This window comes from Marinobacter sp. CP1 (assembly GCF_001266795.1).
GTDB lineage: Bacteria > Pseudomonadota > Gammaproteobacteria > Pseudomonadales > Oleiphilaceae > Marinobacter > Marinobacter flavimaris.
Genome location: NZ_CP011929.1, coordinates 4,662,031 through 4,684,989 on the forward strand (window position 1 = coordinate 4,662,031; position 22,959 = coordinate 4,684,989).

A 22,959-nucleotide genomic window follows, 5' to 3' on the forward strand; every position below is an offset into this window, starting at 1 on the left:
CCTCAGCTCCCCGTTGTCATAACCCCACCTATCCAGTCCAGCCTTTCTCTCAGCGCGACTACTTGGCCGATAATAACCAGTGTTGGCGGCTGGACCGCTTCCGCCTCTACTCTTTCAACGATGTTGCAGAGATTCCCTGTAACCACGCGCTGATCCCTCGTTGTCCCCTTCGAGACCAACGCCACGGGCATTTCCTGGGACATACCGTGGGCGACCAACTGCCGGCAGATAATCGGCAGGCCAACCAGCCCCATGTAGAACACCAGGGTCTGGTTGTTCTGGACAAAGTCCTTCCAGGGTAGATCGCAGGTATCATTCTTCAGATGGCCGGTCACGAACCGGACTGACTGGGCATAATCCCGATGGGTGAGTGGGATTCCGGCATAGGCCGCGCAGCCGGACGCGGCGGTTATACCCGGCACAACCTGAAATCGGACGCCGGCATCGGCGAGGGTTTCAATCTCTTCGCCACCGCGACCGAAGATAAACGGATCACCACCCTTGAGACGAACCACTTTTCGCCCCTGTCTGGCCAGATCCACCAGTCGCTGATTGATCTGATCCTGGGGCAAGGTGTGGTTGGCCCGCTGCTTGCCAACGTGAACCATCTCGGCGGTGTCCGGGATCATGGCCAGTATTTCCGGGGAAACCAGACGATCGTAGAGCACGACCTCGGCAGAAGTAATCAACCTCCAGGCCTTGAGTGTCAGCAGTTCAGGGTCTCCTGGCCCGGCCCCGACCAGGGCAACCTCACCCGCGGATGTGTTCGGGTTCGAAGTTACCGGATTAACCCTGTACCTTACTGGTGCAGGGGTTGCACCAACGCCCTTCCCTGGTGCGTTATCTGGCTGATCACTCATTGGATTCTGTCGACGCCTCCCATATACGGCTTGAGAACCTCCGGAACCACAATGCTGCCGTCAGCCTGCTGGTAATTCTCCATGACCGCAATCAGTGCACGACCAACGGCAAGCCCCGAACCGTTCAGGGTGTGGACGGGTTCGGGCTTTCCGGTTTCCGGGTTACGCCAACGGGCATGCATGCGGCGTGCCTGGAAATCACGGGTATTGGAGCAGGAAGAGATTTCACGGAACTTGTCCTGCCCCGGCAGCCAGACTTCCAGGTCATAGGTCTTGGCCGCCGAAAAGCCCATGTCGCCTCCACAGAGTGCAACCACGCGGTAAGGCAGCTCCAGCAACTGCAGCACCTTTTCGGCATGGCCAGTCAGGGCTTCCAGCGCGGCATCTGAATCCTCCGGACGAACCACCTGTACCAGCTCCACTTTGTCGAACTGGTGCTGACGGATCATGCCGCGAGTATCCCGGCCGTAAGAACCCGCTTCACTGCGGAAGCATGGCGTGTGGCAAACCATCTGCAGCGGCAGCTCAGCGGCATCAAGAATAGAATCCGATACCAGGTTGGTGGCAGGCACTTCCGCAGTGGGAATCAGGTACAGCGGATGCTCGCCTTCCGTTTTGAACAGGTCTTCCTCAAACTTCGGCAGTTGGCCTGTTCCGTAAAGGCTATCGGCATTAACCAGATATGGTACGTAGGTCTCCAGGTAGCCATGTTCCTGTGTGTGCAGATCCAGCATGAACTGGGCCAGAGCCCTGTGCAGCCGTGCCACCGGGCCACGCATGACGGCAAAGCGCGAATGGGCCAGGCGGGTCGCGGTCTCGAAGTCCAGGCCTTTCAGACTCTCACCCAGGGCAACGTGGTCCCTGGGCTCGAAATCAAAGCTCCTGGGCGTGCCCCAGGTGCGAATCTGAACGTTATCGTCTTCACTCTCGCCGGCTGGTACATCTTCATCCGGGAGATTCGGGATACCGGCCAGGAAGGCGTTGAGCTCCTCCTGGAGAGTGCGGAGCTCGTCTTCGGCTTCAGACTTCTGTTTCTTCAGGTCTTCCACCTCGTCCAACAGCGGCTGGATGTCCTCGCCGGCAGCCTTGGCCTTGCCGATCGACTTCGACCGCTTGTTCTGCTCGCTCTGCAGGTTTTCCGTGCTCACCTGAAGGGCACGGCGGCGTTCCTCAAGCTGCTCGAAGGTGGCGGTATCGAATTCGAAATTCTTGATGGTCAGCCGACGGGCGATCTCTTCTGTCTGGGTGCGGACACGTTTGGGATCGAGCATGATTATCCTGAATCTTCCGGTTAGCGATGTTTTGAATGACTGGCCATTATACCTGCACTGGCGCTCGTGGCTACCGCCGAAAAAAGGCTCAGGTGTAGCGTTTGCGGGGGCTTTCGGCGTTGCGGGAATCCAGACGCTGGCGTTTTTCAGCCAGTTTTATCTCGAGACCGCGGTTTACGGGCTCGTAGTAGCGGCGCTCATGAATGGCCTCGGGCAGGTAGGACTCCCCGGCGGCGAAGGCTTCGGGTTCATCATGAGCGTACCGATAAGTATCCCCATGGCCCATGCTCTTCATCAGCTTGGTGGGCGCATTGCGCAGGTGCACCGGGACTTCGTAGTCCGGATCCTGGCGGATGTCCGCCATGCACCTGTTGAAGGCGTTGTAAACCGCATTGCTCTTGGGCGCCATGGCCAGGTAGGTCACTGCCTGGGCTAGTGCCAGCTCCCCTTCCGGAGATCCCAACCGCTCCTGAGCGTCCCAGGCTTCCATGCTGAGTTGCAGAGCACGGGGATCGGCGTTACCAATGTCTTCACTGGCAATTCGCACTAGACGCCGGGCGACATAAAGAGGATCACAGCCGCCATCCAGCATCCGGCACAGCCAATACAGCGAGCCGTCCGGATCTGATCCGCGAACGGATTTATGCAACGCTGAGATCTGGTCGTAGAATACGTCACCGCCCTTGTCGAACCGGCGGAGGCTGGTCTGCATGACCTGCTCAAGCTGATCCGCCGTTACCCGATCCGTGCCGGCCTCATCCGGCTCTGACAGGTCAGCCGCCACTTCCAGGATATTGAGAGCACGGCGGGCATCGCCACCAGAGGCTGCCGCCATCAGGGTCAGCACGTCTTCATCAACTCGCAGGCGTCCGCCAAATCCCTCATCAACTGTCAGCGCGCGGCGTAGCAGCTGAAGGATGTCCTCTTCCTCAAGGTTCTTGAGCACGTAGACACGTGTTCTGGAAAGCAACGCACTGTTCAGCTCAAAAGAGGGATTCTCAGTGGTCGCACCTACGAAGATGAAGGTACCGTCTTCAATGTGGGGGAGAAACGCGTCCTGCTGGCTTTTGTTGAAGCGGTGAACCTCATCCACGAACAACAGAGTGTCCCGACCCTGTGACTGCTTGCGATTACGTGCCCGCTCAACAACGGCCCGGATCTCTTTCACACCGCTCAGTACGGCCGAAACCGTCTCGAAACTGAGATCGCTGACATTGGCCAGTAGTTGGGCGAAGGTGGTTTTACCGACTCCGGGAGGGCCCCAGAGGATCATCGAGTGAAGCTGGCCCTGCTCAACAGCGCGCCGCAGCGGTTTGCCGGGCCCGACCAGATGAGCCTGGCCCACATAGTCATTCAGGCTTGCCGGCCGCATTCTCGCGGCCAGCGGCCGAAAACCCGCGGATTCCGCGAACAGACTGTCCTGCATCAGGCCCCGTCCCGGATAATATCCACACCCTCCGGATAGTCGAGGGTGAACGCACCCGCTTCAACCGGTTCGTTCAGCCTGATCCGGTCGAAACTCAGGACGCTGAGCTGTGCCAGGGAATCCTGCATACGCATCTCCTGGAGCTCACCCTTGAAGAACGTCAGCCTGAGGGACGTAAAGAGGGAGTCCGGGCTTCTTGGCTCCAGAGTAAATTCACGGGTGTTGTCGCCTATCTGGCGACCGGACACCCTGTAGGTATCCTCCAGATTATCCACCTCACCGCTCAGTAAAAGCGCGGGTGTGGATTGCACTCGATCGTCGAGATTGTGGATCGTGACCTGTTCCAGGTCCGGATCGTAAACCTCCACGGTTTCGCCATTACTGACAATAAACTGCGACAAAGGCGCACTGGTCTCCCAGTAGAACAGCCCGGGGCGCTTGGCCTTCAGGGAGCCACGGGTTTCCTGAACCTTGTTGCCATTCTCGTTAACAACAATCTGGATAAAATCCGCCTGGTAGGACTCGTAGCCCTTCAGCAACGAGGCCAACTCGTTCGCGCTGTCGCTGCCCTCACTCGCACTCAGAGGGCCGGCAATAAACACCGCCATGACCAGGGTGGCCAGGCATTTCACAAAAGATCGTCCCATTGCTTGTTACTCCTAATCTCTGGGTGGCGGCGGAGCCAGAACTTCACGTGCCCCGTTGTGGCCTGCGGCGCTTACCACGCCGGATGCTTCCATGGCATCAACCAGGTTCGCTGCCCGGTTGTACCCGATCTTGAATTTTCGCTGTACCGAGGAAATCGAAACACGGCGCCCTTCCGTGACGAAGGCAACGGCCTCGTCGTAAAGGGCATCCACTTCACTATCCCCGCCTCCTTCCGAGAGGTTGGGAACGCCCGGCAGGCTCTCGCCTTCGGCGCCATTGAGAACATCGTCTACATACACGGGCTCGCCCCGGGCTTTCCAGGCACTGACCACGCGATGGACTTCGTCGTCATCCACAAAAGCCCCATGCACCCGAACCGGCAGGCCCGAACCCGGTGGCAGGTAAAGCATGTCACCATGCCCCAGGAGCTGCTCGGCACCACCCTGATCCAGCACCGTACGCGAATCGATCTTGGACGAGACCTGGAACGACATCCGGGTCGGAATGTTGGCCTTGATCAGGCCGGTGATTACATCCACCGATGGCCGCTGGGTGGCAAGGATCAAGTGAATACCGGCCGCCCGCGCCTTTTGCGCGATCCGGGCAATCAGTTCCTCAACTTTCTTGCCGACGATCATCATCATGTCGGCGAATTCATCAATCACCACGACGATGAAGGGAAGAGTGTCCAGCTCGGGGCGCTCCTGCTCGTCGTTGGCAAGGTATTCGTCCGGCTTCCAGAACGGGTCCAGTAATGGTTCACCGGCGGCCCTGGCGTCTTTGATCTTGCGGTTGTAGCCCGCCAGGTTACGGACCCCGAGGCTGGCCATGAGCTTGTACCGGCGCTCCATTTCAGCGACACACCAGCGTAGTGCGTTGGCCGCCTCCTTCATGTCGGTGACCACCGGCGCCAGCAGGTGCGGAATGCCGTCGTAGATGCTCAGTTCAAGCATCTTGGGGTCCACCATGATAAAGCGGACCTCTTCCGGGCCTGCCTTCAGCAGCATGCTGAGCAGCATGGCATTGACGCCGACCGATTTACCGGAACCGGTGGTGCCCGCCACCAGCAGGTGCGGCATTTTGGAGAGATTGGCAACCATCGGGTTGCCGCCAATGTCGTTACCCAGTGCCAGGGTCAGCGGTGAGTTCGACTCCTGAAACACCCGCGCGCCAAGCACTTCACTGAGCCGGACCATTTCCCGTTCTTCGTTGGGAATCTCGATACCGACCACAGACTTTCCAGGAATCACCTCGACTACCCGAACGCTCAGTACCGCCAGTGAGCGGGCCAGGTCCTTTGCGAGGTTGGAAATCTTGCTGACCTTCACACCTGGAGCCGGCTTGATCTCAAACCGGGTAATGACCGGGCCGGGATTGACCTCGACTACTTCAACGGATACCCCGAAATCCCCCAGCTTTTCCTCTAGCAGCCGTGACATATGTTCCAGGGATTCTTCGGAGTAGCCTCTTTCCTTATGCTCCTCCGGCGGGTCCAGAAGAGAAATCGGTGGAATCGGGCTTTCAATATCTTCCAGCAATGAAGGCTGCTTGTTGCCCTTGTCTTTGGACTGGGTCGGCTGTTCGTCCTTCTTGAAGGGCGAAATCTTCAGCGACCGTCCGGCAGACTGAGGAGATGCCTCGGGTTTGGCGGGTTTCCCGTTAGCGACAGGAGCCTCATCCCGTGAACTGAAGCTTTCGAGCCTTGCAGGTTCCGGGTCAACTTCGGCAGAGAGACCATCCAACGCGGGCTCTTTTCGACCGGTTTCTGGCTTCGACTCGGGCTTCGGGGCTTTTGGCTTCTTCGGCCCAAAGCCTGGAATCCGTTGCCACCAGCATGGTTTGTCGGCATCTGCTTTTTGCCGTTTGCTGTCCATGGCCGGCACACGGTCCTTGACCACAGGTGGCTCAGCTTTCGGTTCTGCTTTGGGCTCTGGCTTTTCCGACTTGGGCTTGCCTTTGAAAAGGCCTTTGATGGCAAGGCCCGTTCTGAGAGTCAAACCGCCCACCTGATCCATCAGCCAGAACCAGGAGAGACCGGTAGTAACCGTTAACGCGAACAGGAAAATGGCAATCAGCAGCAGGGTTGTTGCCGGCAGGTTGAAAAACCGCACCATAGCGTCGGCAACAGCCGTTCCAAGGACTCCGCCCGAGGACGCCCCCAGACCAAACACGGAATACAGTGACAACAGACTGGTTGCCGAGAGAAGAATCAGCAAGAAGCCACCGAAGCGCATCATGAAGAGTGGCCAGTGCAGATCCAGGGAATCGTTACGCCGACGGATGAGCATCAACGCGTAGCCCGCAATCATGACCGGGAACAGATAGGCAACGTGGCCGAAGAAATCCATGAACAGGCTGGCGAGCCAGGCACCAGTGCGGCCCGCATAATTCTGCACGCTGGTATCATGACCGATACTGGCCCAGCCCGGATCTGACGGGCTAAAGGTAACCAGTGCCATGGAAAGGTAAATGCAAAGGGCAATAAGCGCGATGACGGCGCCTTCGCGAGCGCCCTGGGCGGCCAGCCGGCGAAAGCGCTGCTGCTTCTCTGTCAGTTCCTGTGGTGCTTTCTTCGCTTTTGCAGATTCGGCCATGAATGCTCAGACGTTATCGGTGCTTTCGTTCCGAAGCGCCTGAAAGCCGCGTTCAAGATCGGTTTTCAGGTCTCCTACGGCTTCGATCCCCACGGAAATCCGTATCAGATTCTCCGTGATCCCGGCCCGCGCCTTATCCTCCGGGGATAGTCGCCCGTGAGTGGTTGTGGCCGGGTGGGTGATCGTGGTCTTGACGTCACCGAGGTTTGCGGTGATGGAGATCATCCGGGTGCCATCGATGAAGCGCCATGCCTCCTCCCGCGCACCCTTGAGCTGGAACGACAGCACACCACCAAATCCGGTCTGCTGCTTTTTCGCCAGTTCATGTTGCGGATGACTCTGGAGCCCGGCATAGAAAACACGTTCAACTGCCGGCTGTTGCTCCAGCCACAGTGCCAACTCTAACGCATTGTCACAGTGGGCGCGCATACGAATTGGTAAGGTTTCCAGGCCCTTCTGAAACACCCAGGCGTTGAAGGGGCTCATGGTGGGGCCGGCCGAACGAAGGAAGCCATAGACCTCTTCCATCATCTTCTCTGATCCGACCACGACGCCTCCCACGCAGCGACCCTGACCATCCAGATATTTGGTCGCCGAGTGAATCACGATGTCTGCGCCCTGCTCCAGCGGGCGCTGGAGCACCGGCGTGCAGAAGCAGTTATCGACCACGAACAGGGCGTCGTTGTCTCTTGCCAGTTGCCCCAGGATCTCCATATCGGCCACTTCGCAGAGCGGATTGGACGGCGTTTCAATAAACAGCATCCGGGTTTCGGAACGGATCGAAGCCTGCCACTCTTCCATATCCGTCAGACTGACAAACGTGGTTTCCACCCCGAAACGTGCCATGTATTTCTGGAACAACACGTTGGTGGTGCCGAACACACCCCGGGAGCAGATCACATGATCGCCGCTCTTCAGTAGCGCCATGCAGGTGCTCAGGATCGCAGACATACCGGATGCGGTGGCGACGGCACGTTCACCGCCTTCCATGGCCGCGATCCGACCTTCAAACGCCTGGACCGTAGGGTTGGTAAACCTGGAGTAGATGTTTCCGGGCTCTTCGCCGCCAAATCGCGCCGCCGCCTGGGCCGCGCTGCCATAAACGAAGCTGGACGTGGGGAATATCGCGTCGCTGTGCTCAAGCTGCCCGGTGCGGATCTGCCCTGCCCTCACGGCCAGGGTGTCCACGGACATCCCGTCCAGGTCGGACTCCGGGATCCAGACAGTTTCTTCGCGGCGAAAAGTCATCTACATCTCCTGCCTGAAAGCGGCGTTCAGTCTTCGTCGTTATGCAAGTCGATAATGCCATTGTCCCCGTCAGCACCACCGGCACTTTCGGATCGCTTTTCGTCATTGCGCAAGCCGTCAATGCGGCTCAGATACGCTTCATCGACATCACCGGTCACATAATCGCCAGTGAATACCGAGCACTCCCATCCCTCAATGTCATCGTTCACTTCACTGACGCAGGTTATAAGGTCCTCCAGATCCTGATAGAGCAGCCAGTCGGCACCAATCAGTTCCCGGATTTGCTCTACGGTGCGCCCGTGGGCAATCAGCTCACTGGCGGAGGGCATGTCGATACCATACACGTTCGGGTAGCGAACTGGAGGCGCCGCAGACGCAAAATAGACCTTACGGGCACCGGCATCCCGAGCCATCTGGACGATTTCCTTGCAGGTGGTACCGCGAACGATGGAATCATCCACCAGCATCACGTTTTTGCCACGAAACTCCAGATCGATCGGGTTAAGCTTCTGTCGGACCGATTTCTTGCGCATTTTCTGGCCCGGCATGATAAATGTCCGGCCGATGTAGCGGTTTTTGATAAAGCCTTCCCGGAATTTCACCCCGAGACGATGCGCCATCTGCATGGCCGACGTTCGGCTGGTGTCCGGAATCGGCATGACAACGTCGATATCGTGATCCGGTGTCTCGCGGAGCACTTTCTCCGCGAGGGTTTCGCCCATGCGCAGGCGAGCCTTGTAAACGGACACCTTGTCTATGATGGAGTCAGGCCGGGCGAAATACACATGTTCGAAAATGCACGGGTACAGATGCGGCTGCTCGGCGCACTGGCGGGTGTATAGGGTACCGTCAGTTTCGATATAGACCGCCTCGCCCGGGGCAATATCGCGCACGAGGGTGTAGCCCGCTGCGTTCAGGGCAACGCTTTCAGAGGCAATCATGTATTCCTTGCGGCCATTCTCGTCGGTGCGTTCGCCGTAGCAGGCAGGCCGGATACCATTCGGGTCCCGGAAGCCAACAATGCCATAGCCGGTAATCATTGCAATGACGGCGTAGGCACCCCGGCAGCGTTTATGAACCGCGCTGACCGCAGAAAAGATCTCATCCTTGGTCGGGTCCAGCTTGCCAAGCTTCTGCAATTCATGGGCGAACACGTTCAACAGCACTTCCGAGTCGGAGTTCGTGTTGATGTGGCGCAGATCGGTCCGGAACAGGTCCTTGCTGAGATCATCAGCATTGGTCAGGTTGCCGTTGTGAGCCAGGGTAATGCCATACGGGCTGTTCACATAGAACGGCTGGGCTTCGGCGGAGCTGGAACTGCCAGCAGTCGGATAGCGCACGTGGCCTATACCCACGTTGCCCACCAGACGACGCATATGACGGGTATGGAAAACATCCCGTACCAGGCCATTGTCCTTGCGGAGGAAAAACCGTTCATCCTGAAATGTCACAATGCCCGCCGCGTCCTGGCCCCGGTGCTGAAGTACAGTCAGCGCATCATAGAGCGACTGATTGACGTTGGAAGTACTGACGATGCCGACAATGCCACACATGGATAAGTGTATCTCCGAGTGTTAAAACTGAATGTTAGCGGGACACGGACGCGGGTTCCACGCCTTCCTGCTCTGTAACGGAATCCGGTTCCGGCGCGTTTTCAGGCGCAGGCCCAAGAAAGCGCGCAAATTCATCGCCCAGGGTCCGTCTGGACCAGTCTTCAACCACCGCCAGGCGATCGATAATGATCGAGGTTCGCCACCAGGTATCCTGGGCCAGCGGTGTGTAACGGGTAAATGCAATCGCAACGATCACCACCACCACGCCCCGCAAAAGGCCAAAACCCATTCCAAGCACCCGATCGGTGGCCGACAAGCCGGTAGCTCGAATCAGATGACCGATCATGTTGTTGATGATGGCACCGACGATGAGCGTTCCAAAGAAAAGTATGGCAAAAGCAGCAATCAGCCGGACAAGCGGTGTTTCAACCGTGCTCTCCAGCAGGGACTGCATCTGGGGGTGGAAGGTTCTGGCCAGGATAAACGCGCCCACCCAGGTCACCAGCGAGAGGGCTTCCCGTACAAAACCCCGTTTCAGACTGATGAGGGTGGAAACTGTAATCAGGGCGATAATGACCCAGTCAATCCAGATCAGCGCTTCCATTGAAAACCCGGTGGAGAAAAGGAAGCGCGAATTCTATCAGGAAACCCCGGTTCGCCAAACCGCAAGACACACATAAACCGGACCCCGGGCGTTATTTTTCGCCGGAGGTCACCAGACTGTTAAGACCAAAGGCATCGTCCAGAGCCCTTTTGGCGGATTCGGCCTCGGTTTTTGACGCAAAGGGCCCGCTGAAGACCCTTGTCAGCGTTGTGTCGCCGCGGACAACCTCCTGAAGATGCGAGCCATAGCCCTTTTCCCGGACCTGATCTCTCAAGCGTCGGGCGTTGTCGGCATTGCCAAAGCTGCCCAACTGCACCACCCAGGCGCCATCCAGCGACCGCTCATACTCTGCAGCTTCTGTGGCAGCATTCTCCGAGGTCTGTTCAGATGTCTGAGCCGGCTCATTGGCGGATTCCTGAGCGTTGCCGCTCTCGGGCTGGGCAGCATCGGACGAATCGGTTACGTCCTGCATCTCATCCTGGCCAGGCGCCTCTTCGAGGATACGATAACCCGGGGAATCCCCTGCTTCTTGCGCGCTTGAGGGTGCTGCCAAGCCGCTATCGCTGGACTCAAGACCGTAAGACGGCGCCGGCGCCAATTCCGATTCGGGCGCTTCCACTTCAGGGAAAGGCGGCTCTTCCGGAATCTTGATGGTTGTGGACGTGCGCTCGGAATGGGGCTCATCAAAAAGCATGGGAACAAAGATAACCGCCAGGGAAACAAGTACCAGCGCCCCGATTATTCTCTGTTTCAGTCCATCCACGTTGCTAGGCTCCAAACTGTTATGACTGCGCCCCGACGGGCACCCATGCGCAGATACTAACTGGCCGGCAAGCGGAACTCAAAGTGTCAGGCACGGCCATGGACAAAGTTTAAGGCGGCCTGCCTAGCTTCCGGCTACCTTGCCAGCGAGCAGAATCTCGCGTCCTTCAGCGACCGTGAAGAAAGAACCGAACACAACCACAAGATCGTTCGGGTCAGCCACGGCCAATGCTGAAACTAACGCCTCCCGCACGGATTCGAAAGCCGTCGCCTGGATCCCTGAATCGGACAGTCTTGCTTGCAGGTCTTGACCGGACAGGCCTCTTGGTACCTTGAGACCGGCCAGATACCAGGCATCGACCACATCAACCATGGCTCTGCCCACACCTGCCACGTCTTTGTCCGCCAGGGCGCCATAAACACCATGCACCCGTCTGCCCGGGGATTTTAGTTGACTCAGCTGACCAGACAACCAACCGGCAGCATGAGGGTTATGGCCAACATCCAGGAAGATATCCGGTGCGGAACCAACACGCTCGAAACGCCCGGGTACACTCAGACCTGAAAGCACCTGCTCAATGACTGGTACCGGCAGGTTCGGTTCAAGCTCGCGTATGGCAACCACGGCGGCTGCCACGCTTTTGATCGGCAATGGACCGGCGGGCAGACGAATCGCCCGGCCTTTATGGCGAAGCTCTACCGCCGGAGCATCATCGCCTGCTTGCTGCTCAGTCACTAGCTCATAATCACGCCCCAGCAGAGCCAGTTCGACTTTCTGCGCAGTGGCCTGCTGGAGCACCGAACGTGGCGGATCGGAATCGGCATAGACCGAGGGGATGCCCGGCCTAAGGACACCGGCCTTTTCAAACCCGATGACTTCGCGATTGTCGCCAAGGAAGGCAACATGATCGATGTCCACCGATGTCAGGATGGCAAAATCCGCGTCCAGGACATTGACAGCATCCAGCCGCCCACCCAGGCCAACCTCCAGCACCCAGTCGTCGAGGCCCGCACCGGCAAAGGCCACGAAAGCGGCAAGGGTTCCGAATTCGAAATAGGTAAGAGAGACATTGCCGCGTGCTTCTTCGACGGCTTCGAATGCGCTGACAAGCGCGTCGTCGGAGATATCCTCACCATTAAGACGCACACGTTCGTTATAGCGTTGTAGATGGGGCGAGGTGTAGGCGCCAGTCCGGCGGCCAGCCGCGCGCAAAAGCGCCTCAACAGTAGCAACCGCGCTGCCTTTGCCGTTAGTGCCAGCCACAGTGATGATCCGGGCGGACGGCTTTCGTCGGAACAACCGCCGCAGGACCACGAGGACCCGGTCCAGGCCAAGATCAATCTCTGTAGGGTGTATCGCTTCCAGGTAGGTAAGCCACTGATCGACGGTGGCACCAGCCCCCGGCGATGCCGGGGGCTGGTCTGCAGGGTTACTCGGCAGGGGCATCGGTTTCGGGCTTCTCCGAGACTTCAAACTCGATCGGGTCTTCGGTTCCCGGGCGCTCCTGGCCGGTAAACTTGGCCAGCACATGAGCAATGCGTTCGCGCATCTGGTGGCGATGGAGAATCATGTCAATCGCGCCGTGCTCAAGCAGGAACTCACTACGCTGGAAACCTTCCGGCAGTTTTTCACGAACCGTCTGTTCGATAACCCGGGGGCCGGCGAAGCCGATCAATGCGTTTGGCTCTGCAATGTTGAGATCCCCCAGCATGGCCAGACTGGCGGACACGCCACCGAAGACAGGGTCCGTCATCACAGAGATATAGGGAATACCCTCAACTTTCATCCTCTCAAGCACAGCGGCTGTCTTCGACATCTGCATCAACGACAGGATCGCTTCCTGCATGCGGGCGCCGCCGCTGGCTGAGAAGCAGACCAACGGGATACGCTCCTTGAGAGCAACATTTGCGGCCTGGACAAACTTCTCCCCGACCACTTGCCCCATAGAGCCACCAAGGAATCCAAATTCGAACGCGCAGGCAACTAAAGGAACCCCGAGCGTCGTGCCTTTCATTGCTACGAGGGCATCCTTTTCCCCAGTGGCTTTCTGCGCCTGGGACAAACGATCTTTGTACCGCTTACTATCCTTGAACTTCAATCGGTCCCAAGGCTCAAGCTCAGCGGCAACTTCTTCACGACCCTCTGGATCAAGAAAAATTTCGAGGCGCCGACGTGCAGTCACCCTCAGGTGGTGGTTGCATTTGGGGCAAACATCCAGGTTTTTCTCAAGTTCCGGCTTGTAGAGAAAGGCACCGCATTTGGGGCATTTCTTCCACAACCCCTCCGGAACGCCCGTTCTCTGTTTCGACTCCGAGCGAATCTTGCTCGGCATTATCTTGTCCAGCCAGTTACTCATGGTCTCATCCTGTCCTTTGACGCCTGTTTGCCCTCCTCCCCTTCATTCAGGAGGCGAGACTGTCCAGTGCTTCACGCATCGGGTGGAGCAGATCCGTCAATGCCCGCTTGAGCTGGTCGGTATCTGCCTGATTTCTGGCTATTGTATCGACCAGGACGCTGCCAACAATTACACCATCGGATACCCGACCGACCGCCGCGGCAGTTTCCGCATCACGAATACCGAAACCAACACCCACCGGGAGAGCTGTCAGTTCGTGAATATGATTCACCTTGGCAGCTACCTCTTCCACGTTGATGGTGGCCGATCCCGTCACACCCTTGATAGAAACATAGTACACATAACCGGAGGAGTGCTCACTGATTGCCCGGATCCGGTCATCGGTCGTGGTTGGTGAAAGCAGGAAGATGGCGTCGAGATTTCGCTGGGTGAACAGCGGAGCAACCTCGTCGGCCTCTTCCGGTGGCAAGTCAACGGTCAGAATGCCGTCGACGCCAGCATCCTTGGCAGCATCCGCAAAACGCTCGTAGCCCATGGCTTCCATCGGGTTCAGGTAGCCCATCAAAACCACCGGAGTTGCGTCGTCTGACTTCCGGAACTCCTTGACCATGGCAATCACCTGCCTCAGCGAGGTACCGTGCACCAGGGCCCGCTCACAGGCAAGCTGGATTACCGGGCCGTCTGCCATGGGGTCAGAGAACGGCACCCCCAGCTCGATAATATCTGCCCCCGCCTCAACCAGCGTGTGCATCAGATCTACCGTGACATCGGGATGCGGGTCACCGGCAGTAATATAGGGAATAAGTGCCTTACGACCTTGTCCTTTCAGGGCCTTGAGGACCCCTTCAATTCGGCTCATGCCTGCTCCTGTTAATTCTTCAGATCTCGATGCCTTCAAGCTTGGCAACCGTGTTAATGTCCTTGTCGCCACGCCCGGAAACGTTAATGACAACGGTCTGGTCTTTGTCCATGGTCGCCGCCAGTTTGATGGCATAAGCGACAGCGTGAGCCGTTTCCAGCGCGGGCATAATGCCCTCGACGCGGGTCAATTTCCGGAACCCTTCCATCGCTTCGTCATCGGTAACGGACACATAATTGGCACGGCCAATGTCCTTCAACCAGCTGTGCTCTGGACCCACCCCTGGATAGTCCAGGCCGGCACTCACCGAATGCGTACCTGCGATCTGGCCATTTTCGTCCTCCATCAGGTAGGTGCGGTTACCGTGAAGCACGCCAGGACGACCGGCACAGAGTGGTGCCGCGTGTTTGCCAGTATCAATGCCCAGGCCGCCAGCCTCGACACCGTAAAGCTGTACCGATTCGTCAGAAAGGAACGGATAGAACATGCCAATGGCGTTGGAACCACCACCCACACAAGCGACCAGGGCATCCGGCAACTTGCCGGTTTTCTCCAGCGCCTGACGACGGGTTTCCCGACCGATTACCGACTGGAAATCCCGGACCAGCAGCGGATATGGATGCGGCCCCGCAACGGTACCAATGATATAGAAAGTGTCGTCCACGTGAGCCACCCAGTCACGCATCGCATCGTTCATGGCATCCTTTAGGGTTTTGGTGCCACCCTGAACGGCATGTACCGTCGCGCCCAGAAGCTTCATCCGGAACACGTTCAGAGACTGTCGCTGGACATCCTCCGCGCCCATGAACACATGGCATTCAAGACCCAGACGCGCGCAAACAGTGGCAGTGGCAACACCGTGCTGACCCGCACCGGTTTCGGCAATGATCCGCTTTTTACCGAGGAAACTGGCAAGCAGCGCCTGGCCGATCGTGTTGTTCACCTTATGGGCACCGGTGTGACAAAGATCTTCACGCTTGAGCCAGATCTGGGCGCCGCCGGTTTCACGGCTGAGACGCTCGGCGAAATACAGCGGGGTTGGCCGGCCAACATAGTCCGCCAGTTCCTTGTCGAACCGCGCCTGGAATTCCGGATCCTTCTTCAGGCGGGCGTATTCTTTCTCGAGCGTCATCAGGGAATCCATCAGAGTCTCGGAAACAAATCGCCCACCAAAGGCCCCGAAGTGACCCCGCGCGTCCGGCAGTGCGCTCAGCATTTCTTCAGTCAGTTTTACAGACACGGTGAACCTCTTTAATAAAATGAGAAATTTTCTGGATATCCTTGATGCCTTTGCCCTGTTCAACACCGCCACTGACATCTACAGCCCAGGGTTTCACCTGTTTCACAGCGGCAAATACGTTATCAGATGACAAACCCCCGGCCAATATGATCGGAAGCGGCCGGTAGTCAGGGATCAGATCCCAGTTAAACGATTTTCCTGTGCCTCCGTACCGGTCTGGATCCCAGGCATCGACCAGCAGGCCGGAAGCGTTGTGAAACTCCTCGAAGGCGGCTTCAATCTGCCCTGCCTTTCGGACCCGGATGGCCTTGATCCAGCGTCGACCAAAACTGGCACAGAAATCCGCCGATTCGTCGCCATGAAACTGCAGCAAATCCAGTGGCACCCGCTCGAGAACCGCCTCGACTTCCTGCCTGGATGGATTAACAAATAATCCGACCACCGACATGAACGCCGGAACACGCTTTGCCAGTTCGGCGGCCAGCTCCAGAGAAACGGAACGGGGACTCGGTTCATAAAAAACCAGACCCAGGGCGTCGGCGCCGAATTGAACAGCCCCGTCAATATCCTCGGGACGGGTAAGGCCGCAAATTTTGACCCTTGCGCTCATTGGCTCGGAACCCGCTGTTTGACATGGATGTGTGTTGGGGTGAACGGACTGTTCTCTTCCCGAGTGAACCAGGGCCGCAGAAAGCCCGGGCCGCATTCGACATCGGGAATCCCGAATTCGTCCGGGTACCCCACATCGACCAGATACAGACCATGGGGAGGCGCGGTTACACCTGCAGCTGTCCGATCTCTGGCGACCAGTATCTCATGAATCCACTCCGGTCGCTGCTTTCCCGAACCAACCGCCATCAGGGCGCCGGCGATATTCCGGACCATGTGGTGCAAAAACGCATTGGCCTGAACGTCTATTACGACAAAATCCCGCTTCCGGGTTACCGAAATACGCTCCAGAAACCGAATCGGTGTTCGAGACTGGCACCCGGCCGCACGGAAAGAGGAAAAATCATGTTCTCCGGCCAATGCCTGCGCGGCCTTGTGCATGCGATCTGCGTCCAGTGGGCGGAAGGTCCAGCTTACCTGGCCCCGCTGTATACCCGGACGCACTGGATGGTTATAGATGATGTAACGGTAACGCCGATAGGTCGCGGAAAATCGAGCGTGGAAATCACCGACTCCGTTTCCGGCCCAGTGCACGGAAATGTCATCGGGCAGCGCCGTGTTTATACCCATAACCCAGGAGCGCAGGTTACGGACAGACGGAGTGTCGAAATGAGCGATTTGATAGCTAGCGTGCACCCCGGCATCGGTACGGCCCGCACACACCAGATCAACTGCATGGTTCGCAACCTTTGCCACCGCTGCCGTCAGTTCTGCTTCCACCGATCGAACACCGGATTTCTGGAGCTGCCAGCCGTGAAACCCACGCCCATCATATTCGAAGGCAAGTGCGACGCGGCCCGCGCCTACGGCGTTATCGGTGGAGAGCTGCTGAGTCTCGAGAAACAAGTGCGAATCCGAAGAGAATGGTTCTATAAAGACAAAGCGCCGACCTTATTGCCGGGAGGATTACCCGGCGGCCGGCGCTTGCTACCTGTCAGACCCGATTATAACGGATCAGGACAGATTTTTAAGGAGGTCTTGCGCCTCTGCTTTCTGGTCTTCGTTTCCTTCAAGGGAGACTTCTTCCAGGATGTCGCGAGCTCCGTCGGTGTCACCCATCTCGATGTAGGCCCGCGCCAGATCCAGTTTGGTAGCGGCCTCATCGGTTCCGGCCAGGAAGTCGAAATCGTCCTCGTCACCGAGTTCGCTTTCATCGATGTCCGCAACCTGCGATTTGCGCGACTCATCGGAAACCTCATCAGACGCGACCGGGAGATCAAGATCACTTTCAGGTGTCTCCGAGTCTTCGAGCTCATCGGTTACACCCAGTTGCTCGAGATCCTCGGCATCTTCAACCGTCTGTTCAGGATCCGCTTCCTCTGCATCGCCCTCACCGAGTGTGTCCTCAAGACCAAGCTCTTCATCGAGTGACGCCTCTTCGCTCTCCTCGGGGTTGGCTGAATCGGCAGAATCGGAAAACTCTTCCATCAGGGCCAGGTCTTCATCGGAGACGTCCAGTTCCAGGTCATCCAGCGAAGATTCTTCCATCTCACTGCCACCAAGCTCGTCTTCTTCACCGGCTACCTTGTCCAGTTCAGCATCGAGCTCATCCAGGAATGACTCGTCCAGCGAATCAATATCCGATTCGCCGTCAGTATCAGCACTCTGCTCAGTACCTTCCTCGGATGTAGTTTTAGGCCTTTCGTCTGGCAGCTCCTCCGCCAGGTCTCCTTCGTCCAGATCACCCTCTTCCAGATCAAGGCTCAGGTCGTCATCAGAATCGTCGAGCCCCTGCTCTGCGCCGGATGGCTTGTCAGAGTCCTCTTCGAATTCCGAAGACAGATCCCAGTCTGTGGACTCCTCAAGCTCGGAGGTGTCTTCGGTCGAAGGCTTTTCTTCGTCCGATTCCAGCTCCAGGCCCGACAGATCGTATTCGATCATATCGTCACGGCTTTCTTCTTTGCCCTCGCCGGATGCGTCCTCCTTGCTGGCCTCGGATTCGTCAAGCTCATCAAGCTCGAAATCAGACAGGTCAGTCTCTGAAAGCTCCGAATCAAAGTCGCCAAACTCGTTCTCGGCCGGCTCTTCTTTCTCAGCATCAAACTGATCGGCGAGAAGTTCTTCAGATTCAGGCTTGTCCTGCTTCTCAATGGACTCATCACCGGTTTCGTCAGAATCATAGGACGTAGCAAACGAATCGGAACGTAACTGAGACTCAAGGTCATCGATGCTGGGCATCGACTCCGCCTCTTCCAGCCGTGCGCGCAGCTGGTTCGCGGTGGTCAGCGCTTCTTCATCGTCCAGAGCCTCGACCTCTCCGAATTGTTTTTCGAAAGAGTCGCGATCCTGGGTATCTGCGTAGACACCGAGCAGCTTCAAGCGCAGATCGGTGCGACTGGGCTCACGGGAAATTGCGGTTTCCAGAGCTTGGGCAGCCCGATCATGCTGGCCATAGGCAATGTAAGAGTCAGCCTCGGCCAGGGCGTCGCCAGCCGCAGATTGCTGATCCTCTTCATCCAGGCTCAGATCGAAGGAATCCGTTTCTTCGTCGGTTTCATTGTTCAGTTGTTCGTAAAACGCCTTTTCCCGGTTTGCATTGCGGCGGGCAAGCAGCAGGAGAAGCAACAGCAGAACGATCAGACCGCCACCAAGGGCAATCTGATACATCGGATTACCAGTTATGGCATCAATAACGTTACCGGGGAAACCTTTATCGGCAGCCGGAGCCTGTTGAGCAGGCTTGGGCGCAGGCTCTGCAGATTGCTCTGTTTGTGTCGGGGCTGGCTCCGCCGCCTCAGTTGCTTCAACCGCATCATCGGTAGCCGCAACCGCGGGCTCATCCGCTCCAGACATTTCAGCCTGTTCTGATGCGTCACCGGCATCGGCACCCATCTGATCATCGGTTGCCTGATCGGAACCGGCCATTTCGTCAGTTTCATCGACCATAGCCTCGGACTCGGCCATGTCGCCTGATTCACCCGCAGCTTCCGCATCCCCAGTTTCACCGTCCATCATGTCCGAATCGACGGGTGCCGTATCACCTTCAACGGCTTCGTCCATGGCGACAGATTCCGCTGCTCCGTCATCGGCAGCCGGACTTTCAACGGGAGCGGTCTGGTCTGCCGTTTCATCACCAGCAGTCTGCTGCATTTCAGCAAGCTGGGTATTCTTGAGCTCAAGCAGGCGCTGCAGAGTTTGCACCTGGTCCTGAAGGTCCTCAACACGACTGTTCAGCTCATCGTTCTCCCGGCGAGCGCTTTCGAGCTCTTCCATCGCGACCGCTGTGCCGGCATCAACGCCGCCCGGCAGTTCGCTGTCACCGCCCGCGGAGCCACTTTCGCCGGCCTCACTGCCGGCGTCCTCGGACACCACGAGTTTGAGTTCATCACCTCCGGCGCCAGCCTGCTGTTGGGGCGCGGACGCTGCCTGCTGCTCGGCGGTTGCATCCACTGTGCGCTGGGGAGTCTGGAATTCCTGATTCTGCTGGGCAACCACGCGAGTAGCTTCAGCGCGAGTTCGACTCTGGATCTGGTCCAAAGACGGGACACGCAGCACTTCACCACGCTTCAGGCGATTGATGTTATTGCCAATGAATGCGTTCGGGTTCAGGTCCTGGATTGCCAGCATGACCTGCTGCATAGAGACACTGTTGTCTGGACGCACCTGAGACGCGATGGTCCACAACGTGTCTGAAGCGCCGGTGGGCCCGAATGTATCAGCCTGATATCCGGAACCCAGCGACCGCTCGGCCTGAGCCTGGCGACGAACTGATTCTGCACTGCGAGTGGTCGTCGGCTGGCTGGTTGTCTGGGAAGTGGAGACTGTTGGAGTGCTGACCTGTTCCTGCACGCCGGACTCTTCCGCGTATACAGGTGGATCCACCAGAACGGCGTATTCCCGCATTAACCGGCCGTTTGGCCAGGTCAACTCAAGCAGGAAGTTGAGGTACGGTTCCCTCAGAGGTTCACGGGAGGACACATTGACGATGAGACTGCCATCATTGCCGGTGACCACCTGGAACCTGAGCTTACTGAGAAACTGGTTGCGATCCAGCCCCACCCGCTCATATGCCTGTTCCGAGGCAATATTGACGAACACGTCCGCTGGATTGACGCCACGGCTTTGGGGCAGAACAATCTCTGCGTCCAGTGGCTCGTTCAGATAGGACTGAAGTTCTATTTCACCCAGCCCCAGGGCCTGTGCGACGCCGGATCCGAGCCCTCCCGCCAGAGCCAGGGCAACCGCAAGCTTGCGTACCTTCATGCTTTTTCCTTTCCAGTCTCCGTTATTCGTTACTGCTCTTTTTCAAACAGAATCGGACGAGGTTGGATGACTTTCGTCTTGATAATTCTCGTTATTATGTGTTCTTTTTAATTTTCAGTCCGGCAAGTATTGTTGATAAAACCTCTTTTATCAATCAATCAGCCGCAATCCTTGTACCATTTTTTTATCAATCACGCGGAACTACCTAGCGCTCTTGAAAATAACAGGGGCGGAGGCTGAAATCAGCCTCCGCCCCCTCACCGGTTTATCGAAACCGGACACAGTTGGCATTTATTGCCTCTGTGTAACAATTTTTAACGCTCCTGAAGGATCCGGAGCATACGGCGCAGCGGCTCAGCGGCACCCCACAGGAGCTGGTCACCCACCGTAAACGCGGAAATATATTCCGGCCCCATGGTCAGCTTGCGGATACGGCCGATCGGCACGCTCAAGGTACCGGTCACCTTCGCTGGAGTCAGTTCCTCAACGGTCGCATCACGGTCATTGGGAATCACTTTCACCCAGTCATTCGCTTTCGCAAGGATCGACTCGATTTCAGAAACCGGGAGATCCTTCTTCAGCTTGATAGTCAGCGCCTGACTGTGGGAGCGCATTGCGCCAATCCGCACACAGATGCCGTCGATGGGAATCGGGTTATCGGAGCGCCCGAGAATTTTGTTGGTCTCGACCCCCGCCTTCCACTCTTCCTTACTCATGCCGTTGTCGAGCTGCTTGTCGATGAACGGGATAAGACTGCCGGCCAGGGGCACCTGGAAGTGCTCGGTCGGGAAGCCGTCCGAACGCATGGTTTCGGTTACCTTGCGGTCAATCTCCAGAATCGCGGAGGAAGGATCGTCCAGCTCAGACTGGACGCTTTTGTTGAGCTCGCCCATCTGGTTCAACAGCTCGCGCATGTTCTGAGCGCCAGAACCGGAAGCCGCCTGATAGGTCATGGGCGACACCCACTCGATCAGATCCTGCTCAAGCAGGCCACCCAAAGCCAGCATCATCAGGCTCACGGTGCAGTTACCACCGATGTAGTCCTTGACGCCTTTCTCAAGCGCGGCGTCAATCACGTTTCGGTTGACCGGATCCAGAACAATCACCGAGTGGTCGACCATCCGCAGGGTGGAGGCTGCATCAATCCAGTAACCTTCCCAGCCCGCGTCACGGAGCTTCTGATAAACCGCGCCGGTGTAGTCGCCACCCTGACAGGTCACGATGACATCCATGGTTTTCAGAATCTCGACGTCAAACGCGTCCTGCAGAGGAGGAACGTCGTCTTTTCCCACGTCCGGCGCAGGCTTGCCAGCCTGGGATGTGGTGAAAAACACCGGTTCGATATCGGCGAAATCGTTTTCTTCACGCATGCGTTGCATGAGGACCGAGCCCACCATGCCACGCCAACCTACAAGTCCAACTCGCTTCATGTGCGATCTTCAGACCTCGTTTTATGCCCGCCCCATGCCTTTATCGCTGGCAGGGACAGGATGGGTGATCCCGCGGCAACTGCATCGCGTTGCCGTCGGGTCTCAAATACGCCTGTCAGGGCCTGGCCTCTTTACAGTGCAGCCAGAACCGCCTCCCCCATTTCCCGGGTGGACACTTTCTTTGCGCCCTCAGACATGATGTCCGCTGTTCGCAGACCCTGATCCAGGACCTTGCTGACCGCCGCTTCAATGGCTTCAGCAGCTTTTTCCTCATTCAGGCTGTACCGCAGCATCATGGCAGCACTGAGGATGGTGGCCAGCGGATTGGCAATGCCCTGCCCGGCAATATCCGGCGCAGACCCGTGGCAGGGCTCATACATGCCCTGCTTTTCGGAGTTCAGCGACGCCGATGGCAACATGCCGATCGAGCCGGTGAGCATAGCCGCTTCGTCCGAAAGAATATCACCAAACATGTTGCCAGTCACAATCACGTCAAACTGCTTGGGGGCACGGACCAGCTGCATGGCGGCATTGTCCACGTACATATGAGACAGCTCCACGTCCGGATATTCCCGGCGGAGATCGTTCATGATTTCCCGCCATAGAACAGTCACTTCCAGCACGTTGGCTTTGTCCACGGAGCACAGCTTTTTGCCCCGCTGCTGCGCGGCCTCAAAAGCCACCCGCCCGATACGACGAATTTCCGATTCTGTGTAGGCGTAGGTGTTGTAACCCTGGCGCTCTCCGCTCTCAAGTTCGCGCACACCGCGCGGCTGACCAAAATAGATGCCGCCAGTCAGTTCACGGACAATCATGATATCCAGCCCGGAAACAACTTCCGGCTTCAGAGAAGAGGCGGACGCCAGTTGCGGATAAAGAATTGCCGGGCGCAGGTTTGCAAACAGCTCCAGGTTAGAGCGCAACCCCAGCAACCCCTTCTCCGGGCGCTTGGCCATCGGCAGACTGTCCCACTGAGGACCGCCCACGGCACCCAGAAGGATCGCGTCGGCTCTGGTGGCCTTTTCGAGGGTTTCATCCGGCAGCGGTGTGTCGGTTTCATCAATCGCCGCACCGCCCACGAGGCCGGACTCGAAATTCAGGCCGAGACTGAACTGATCATTGATCTTGTTGAGCACTTTTTCCGCTTCAGCGACAATTTCCGGACCGATACCGTCGCCGGGAAGCATCAGGATAGTTCTGGGCATGTTTTTTCCTTGTTCCATTCCTTTAGGTCG

At 57.6% G+C, this 22,959-nt stretch carries 18 protein-coding genes; all 18 read right to left on the bottom strand.

Going from position 1 to position 22,959, the window contains the following annotated elements; genetic code table 11:
- Positions 1–2 precede the first annotated feature (2 nt).
- The 18 genes from cobA to leuB all read right to left on the bottom strand — a co-directional run bounded on the left by cobA (position 3) and on the right by leuB (position 22,929).
- Positions 3–860 (bottom strand): uroporphyrinogen-III C-methyltransferase, encoded by an 858-nt coding sequence (cobA, locus tag ACP86_RS21470; protein WP_008171728.1) that lies wholly within the window; start codon positions 858–860, stop codon positions 3–5.
- On the bottom strand, positions 857–2,131 hold the full coding sequence (gene serS / locus ACP86_RS21475; protein ID WP_008171730.1) for a serine--tRNA ligase: 1,275 nt from the start codon (positions 2,129–2,131) through the stop codon (positions 857–859). The genes cobA and serS overlap by 4 nt, the downstream gene beginning before the upstream one ends.
- 88 nt (positions 2,132–2,219) lie before the next feature.
- Positions 2,220–3,557 (bottom strand): replication-associated recombination protein A, encoded by a 1,338-nt coding sequence (locus ACP86_RS21480; protein ID WP_053115364.1) that lies wholly within the window; start codon positions 3,555–3,557, stop codon positions 2,220–2,222.
- A complete protein-coding gene (gene lolA / locus ACP86_RS21485; protein ID WP_008171735.1) occupies positions 3,557–4,204 on the bottom strand; it encodes an outer membrane lipoprotein chaperone LolA in 648 nt (215 codons plus the stop codon). The genes ACP86_RS21480 and lolA overlap by 1 nt, the downstream gene beginning before the upstream one ends.
- 12 nt (positions 4,205–4,216) lie before the next feature.
- Positions 4,217–6,799: a DNA translocase FtsK gene (locus ACP86_RS23565; protein WP_053115365.1), complete on the bottom strand. Its 2,583-nt coding sequence runs from the start codon at positions 6,797–6,799 to the stop codon at positions 4,217–4,219.
- 6 nt (positions 6,800–6,805) lie between these two features.
- On the bottom strand, positions 6,806–8,047 hold the full coding sequence (locus ACP86_RS21495; protein WP_053115366.1) for an O-succinylhomoserine sulfhydrylase: 1,242 nt from the start codon (positions 8,045–8,047) through the stop codon (positions 6,806–6,808).
- 26 nt (positions 8,048–8,073) lie between these two features.
- Positions 8,074–9,600 (bottom strand): amidophosphoribosyltransferase, encoded by a 1,527-nt coding sequence (gene purF, locus ACP86_RS21500; protein ID WP_014577182.1) that lies wholly within the window; start codon positions 9,598–9,600, stop codon positions 8,074–8,076.
- 34 nt (positions 9,601–9,634) lie between these two features.
- Positions 9,635–10,204, bottom strand: coding sequence for a CvpA family protein (locus tag ACP86_RS21505; protein WP_008171742.1), 570 nt, complete (start codon positions 10,202–10,204; stop codon positions 9,635–9,637).
- Positions 10,205–10,295: 91 nt separating this feature from the next.
- On the bottom strand, positions 10,296–10,967 hold the full coding sequence (locus ACP86_RS21510) for an SPOR domain-containing protein (protein WP_014577183.1): 672 nt from the start codon (positions 10,965–10,967) through the stop codon (positions 10,296–10,298).
- Positions 10,968–11,090: 123 nt separating this feature from the next.
- Entirely contained in the window at positions 11,091–12,413 is a 1,323-nt protein-coding gene (folC, locus tag ACP86_RS21515; protein WP_053115367.1) for a bifunctional tetrahydrofolate synthase/dihydrofolate synthase, read from the bottom strand.
- Positions 12,397–13,323 (bottom strand): acetyl-CoA carboxylase, carboxyltransferase subunit beta, encoded by a 927-nt coding sequence (gene accD, locus ACP86_RS21520; RefSeq protein ID WP_008171745.1) that lies wholly within the window; start codon positions 13,321–13,323, stop codon positions 12,397–12,399. The genes folC and accD overlap by 17 nt, the downstream gene beginning before the upstream one ends.
- A gap of 46 nt (positions 13,324–13,369) precedes the next feature.
- Positions 13,370–14,182, bottom strand: coding sequence for a tryptophan synthase subunit alpha (trpA, locus tag ACP86_RS21525; protein WP_008171746.1), 813 nt, complete (start codon positions 14,180–14,182; stop codon positions 13,370–13,372).
- Positions 14,183–14,201: 19 nt separating this feature from the next.
- Positions 14,202–15,410 (bottom strand): tryptophan synthase subunit beta, encoded by a 1,209-nt coding sequence (trpB, locus tag ACP86_RS21530; RefSeq protein WP_373274847.1) that lies wholly within the window; start codon positions 15,408–15,410, stop codon positions 14,202–14,204.
- Positions 15,403–16,032 (bottom strand): phosphoribosylanthranilate isomerase, encoded by a 630-nt coding sequence (locus ACP86_RS21535; RefSeq protein ID WP_053115368.1) that lies wholly within the window; start codon positions 16,030–16,032, stop codon positions 15,403–15,405. The genes trpB and ACP86_RS21535 overlap by 8 nt, the downstream gene beginning before the upstream one ends.
- Positions 16,029–16,937, bottom strand: a complete 909-nt coding sequence (gene truA, locus ACP86_RS21540; protein WP_053115369.1) for a tRNA pseudouridine(38-40) synthase TruA — start codon at positions 16,935–16,937, stop codon at positions 16,029–16,031. The genes ACP86_RS21535 and truA overlap by 4 nt, the downstream gene beginning before the upstream one ends.
- A gap of 108 nt (positions 16,938–17,045) precedes the next feature.
- Positions 17,046–20,294 (bottom strand): FimV/HubP family polar landmark protein, encoded by a 3,249-nt coding sequence (locus ACP86_RS21545; RefSeq protein ID WP_053115370.1) that lies wholly within the window; start codon positions 20,292–20,294, stop codon positions 17,046–17,048.
- Positions 20,295–20,608: 314 nt separating this feature from the next.
- Entirely contained in the window at positions 20,609–21,724 is a 1,116-nt protein-coding gene (asd, locus tag ACP86_RS21550) for an aspartate-semialdehyde dehydrogenase (RefSeq protein WP_053115371.1), read from the bottom strand.
- A gap of 131 nt (positions 21,725–21,855) precedes the next feature.
- A complete protein-coding gene (leuB, locus tag ACP86_RS21555; protein ID WP_053115372.1) occupies positions 21,856–22,929 on the bottom strand; it encodes a 3-isopropylmalate dehydrogenase in 1,074 nt (357 codons plus the stop codon).
- Positions 22,930–22,959 lie beyond the last annotated feature (30 nt).